Source organism: Neisseria sp. P0021.S005, assembly GCF_051956955.1.
Window position 1 is genome coordinate 1 of record NZ_JBQCWY010000290.1, and the last position, 3,758, is coordinate 3,758.

Consider the following 3,758-nt stretch of genomic DNA (forward strand, 5'->3'; position numbering starts at 1 on the left):
ATGGAGGCCGTCTGAAAAATGAGGGTCGAATAGGGTGTTTGGGTTCTTACTGATTGTTTTGATGGATAAATTGGGTATGAAAATAAAGAAACAGGTAAGCGAAAATGCCCACCTGTTTTATTTTATGCTTCCGGCCGTAACCACATCCACACCGCCACGCAGCTACAGAAGACTGATGATACGGCACCAATCCACCAGCGTTCTGGAAATTGCCAAAACATAAACAGGCAAGAAAGGGCCATCATGCCGATAGCGAAGAACTTTGCCTTGCGTGGCACGGCGCCGTTGTTTTCCCAGTTTTGTATGATGGGGCCGAAATGGCGGTGATGATACAGCCAATTGTGAAAGCGCGGCGAAGCCTTTGCCCAGCAGGCGGCGGTCAATAAAATGAAAGGCGTAGTCGGCAGTAATGGCAGGAAAATGCCGATAATGCCCAAGACAAGAGACAATGCGCCGCAAAAAATCAATAAATAGCGAACCATATTCCCGTCACCAATTATTTGTTTTCAGACGGCTTGTGATGCGGAAATGGACAACGCGGAATGTCTAATTTATCCCAGCCCTCATGTCCCATTTTTTCCAGCAGCGCGATATTGCGGTCGAAAATTGCCGAGGCATTGGGAAATGCTTCAGCCGCTTTGGCAATACTGTCTTCACGAATAAGATGTAAGGTCGGATAGGGCGAGCGGTTGGTGTAGTTGCTGATGTCGTCGGCTTCCGTGCCTTCAAATTGGAAATCGGGATGGAACGGCGCAATTTGGATAATACCTTCCAATTCGTTTTCTACAACCGCATCATCGGCGATTTCCAACATTTGGTTGAAGGTTTCAAAATCAGGGAACAGCGTTGGATGAACCAGTAAAGTGGTTTCCAATTCCGAAGCGGGCTTATTGCCCAGAAGCTGCAATTCACGATCCAAGTCCTCAAGGAAACCGTCCAAATGACGGGCTTCGCTGACAACGATGCGAACCAGGTTTTTAACGTGCGGCGCTTTGGCAAACGGGCAGAGATTCAGCCCGATAACGGCTTTTTCCAGCCATTGTTTGGTATGTTCTGAAACAGTATTGGTATCGAGATGGGTGGTGTCTGTCATAGTAAAAGCTTATGTGAATTATTCTTAAAAAGTATACAAGTGTATGGGTGTGAAAGCAAACCATTGGAATTTAAAAGGCCGTCTGAACAACAGACGGCCTTTATCAGTGTCAAATCATTAATCCTGAACCAAATGAACCAAAGGCAGAGCAGTCGTGTTTTTAATTTCTTTCAACACAAAACTCGATTGCGCATCTTGCACGCCGTGGTGCGAAAGCAGCGTATCCAAAACAAAATGGGAAAACACGTTCATATCGGTAAAAAAGGCATGGAGCAGATAATCGGTTTCGCCCGTTAAAGCAAAGCAGCTCAATACTTCCGGCCAAGCGCGGACAGATTCGGAAAAATCCTCGCGCGCATCTTTTGCCTTGCTAATCGATACACGGATAAAAGCCTGCAAACCCAAGCCCAAAGATACGGGAGAAAGCTGGGCCGCGTATTTTTGAATAATGCCCGCATCTTCAAGCTGTTTGAGACGGCGCAGGCAGGGAGAAGGGGAGAGCGCCACCTTTTCAGAAAGCTCAACATTGCTCAACCGCCCATTTTCCTGCAAAACCTGCAGAATCTTTAAATCCGTTTTATCCAAGTTTAGATGAGGCATGATGGTTCTCCCAGTGTCGATAATATATGTTTTGAAAATGAAAAATGCTTAAAAATAAAGACTTGCATGGTTAAATTATATATTGAGTTCAGATGTGCGACAAATTGTCTTATCAGGGGTGTTGCGAATTTGTTTTATGTAGTTGTGAAAAGATGAAGGCCGTCTGAAACTAATCAAAGCCAAAGTTTTATGTCATATTAGGATTGGATATAAAGAGGCCGTCTGAAAATGATTTCAGACGGCATTTATTTTCGTAATGTGATCATTCAGGCTCTTAAGGACCTTGTTTTGGAGAGTTTTGTTCTTTTGGTTTGTTCGCTTTCCGCGTTTGTATTTGGCTTTGTTTGGGGTGTTTTCTTTGCAATGTATTTTTGTGTTTTGGGAAATAAGCTTACAAGCTCTGTTTGCAGGATACTGGAAGGAAGTGTGTATCCATGGTGCCACCGCAAGACCAAACTGTTGTACCTTTAGTAGCACTTGTTTTTGCAAAACTTGGTGTCAGGTGGATTTCGGTATTCTTCACAGGAACGGCGGCTTGATTGCCGATGGCGGCAACAATAGTGCCGTTATCTTCAATACGGACAATCTTTACATAGTTACCGACTTTATTGTCGTCTGAAGCGAGTTGTTTGATATTTAGGTCAAGCGGCAAGCTGCCTTTATCTGCATAGGCTTCTTCGACGTAGCTTTTCATACTGCCTGCCAGCATAATGCCTTCTGCTACTTGTGCTCTGGCAACATAGTTTTGGTATGCAGGAAGAGCTACTACTGTCAAAATGCCGATAATGCCGATAACAATCATCAACTCAATCAGGCTAAAACCGGTTTGGGCTTTGCGTAGTTTTTTCATTTTTTGAGTATGTCGTTTTCTTATTTTTATTTTATAAAGCAAATCCCATAATTATTATGGGATTTGCTTTGAGTCGAATATCTTTTGTTAGATATTTAAATTATTTTCTAGAACCACCTGTTCCAGAATTAATTTGTAGTAGTTGTAGTAGTACGGCAAGAAGAAGGTAAGAATTTTGGATCTACGCCATTGGTTGTACCTGATTTACAAGTCCAAGTGAAAGATCCATTGCCAGTTGTTGTGGCACTTGTACCTGATCCTGTAGTTGTAGTTGCTGTTGGAGTAAGTGATACGGTTTTGCCTTTAATTTCGTTATTTACGTCAGCAGCTTTCATTTTGGCGGTAATAACACCATTGGCTCCGATTTCTACTTCATCAACATATTTACCCTTAATGCTTCCCTTATCTGCAATACCTGCTTGGGTATTACTAGTAGGCCATGCGCCTTTATCTGCATAGTATTCAACAACAGCAGACTTTTGACCTTCCATCAAAGAGATGGCTTCAGAAACTTGGGCACGTGCAGTGTAGTCTTGGTATGCGGGCAGTGCGATAACTGCCAAGATGCCGATAATCGCGATAACGATCATCAATTCGATCAGGGTAAAACCTTTTTGGATTGCTTTCATTGTTTAAAACTCCAGTTTGAAAGTGTGAATAATTGTGTTTAAGTAAAAAGTCCGTAATGTGCTTGGCACTGTGTATTATGAGTAAACCATAAGTAAGAAGGAATATACAGCTTCCGTCTGGCTTGCTGCTTTGAGGCTTGGGCCTTATCGGATGTGTTGTTACAAGCAGTCTGTGTGCCAAGTGTGCAAAATTGGTTAAAAAATTTAGTTTTTATTTCCTATTCATTGTTTTTATTGGGTTTATTTTTTAATTTTTAAGTTTTATGAGGTTTTGTTTGAAAGTTTCAGGATTTTAGGGAATTTGGGTGGTTGACGTTTTTTGTCAGTTTTGTGTTTTTTGTGACAGGGAAAGGAGGCAAGTTTGGATGTGTGACGTTTTTTGTTAGAAATTAAGCTTATTCAATAATATGTTAATTGATTTAGATAGGCAGTATCTTTATGGATTAATCGGTGAGTTAATATTTTGTGATTTTATTTTTTTGTTTTTTATAGGTTTTATTTTGTATGCGTATTTTGTTTGAATACGGATAAGGAGAAAATTTGGAAGGAAGGATTTTTAAAGAGGGTTTGGCGCAATAGGTGAATG

At 41.4% G+C, this 3,758-nt stretch carries 5 protein-coding genes; all 5 read right to left on the bottom strand.

Translation table 11 applies throughout. The features are described 5' to 3' along the window. Window positions 1–122 precede the first annotated feature (122 nt). The 5 genes from ACTHUE_RS12850 to ACTHUE_RS12870 all read right to left on the bottom strand — a co-directional run bounded on the left by ACTHUE_RS12850 (window position 123) and on the right by ACTHUE_RS12870 (window position 3,172). Window positions 123–482: a YbaN family protein gene (locus ACTHUE_RS12850; protein WP_070632654.1), complete on the bottom strand. Its 360-nt coding sequence runs from the start codon at window positions 480–482 to the stop codon at window positions 123–125. A 14-nt stretch (window positions 483–496) separates the two neighbouring features. Continuing rightward, entirely contained in the window at window positions 497–1,093 is a 597-nt protein-coding gene (locus tag ACTHUE_RS12855; protein WP_440423647.1) for a DUF1415 domain-containing protein, read from the bottom strand. A 117-nt stretch (window positions 1,094–1,210) separates the two neighbouring features. Next, window positions 1,211–1,693 (bottom strand): Lrp/AsnC family transcriptional regulator, encoded by a 483-nt coding sequence (locus ACTHUE_RS12860; protein ID WP_440423649.1) that lies wholly within the window; start codon window positions 1,691–1,693, stop codon window positions 1,211–1,213. 391 nt (window positions 1,694–2,084) lie between these two features. Beyond that, window positions 2,085–2,543 carry a pilin gene (locus tag ACTHUE_RS12865; protein WP_440398871.1) on the bottom strand — a complete coding sequence of 153 codons (459 nt, stop codon included), beginning with the start codon at window positions 2,541–2,543 and terminating at the stop codon, window positions 2,085–2,087. Between the two features lie 128 nt (window positions 2,544–2,671). Further along, window positions 2,672–3,172 carry a pilin gene (locus ACTHUE_RS12870; protein ID WP_440399097.1) on the bottom strand — a complete coding sequence of 167 codons (501 nt, stop codon included), beginning with the start codon at window positions 3,170–3,172 and terminating at the stop codon, window positions 2,672–2,674. Window positions 3,173–3,758 lie beyond the last annotated feature (586 nt).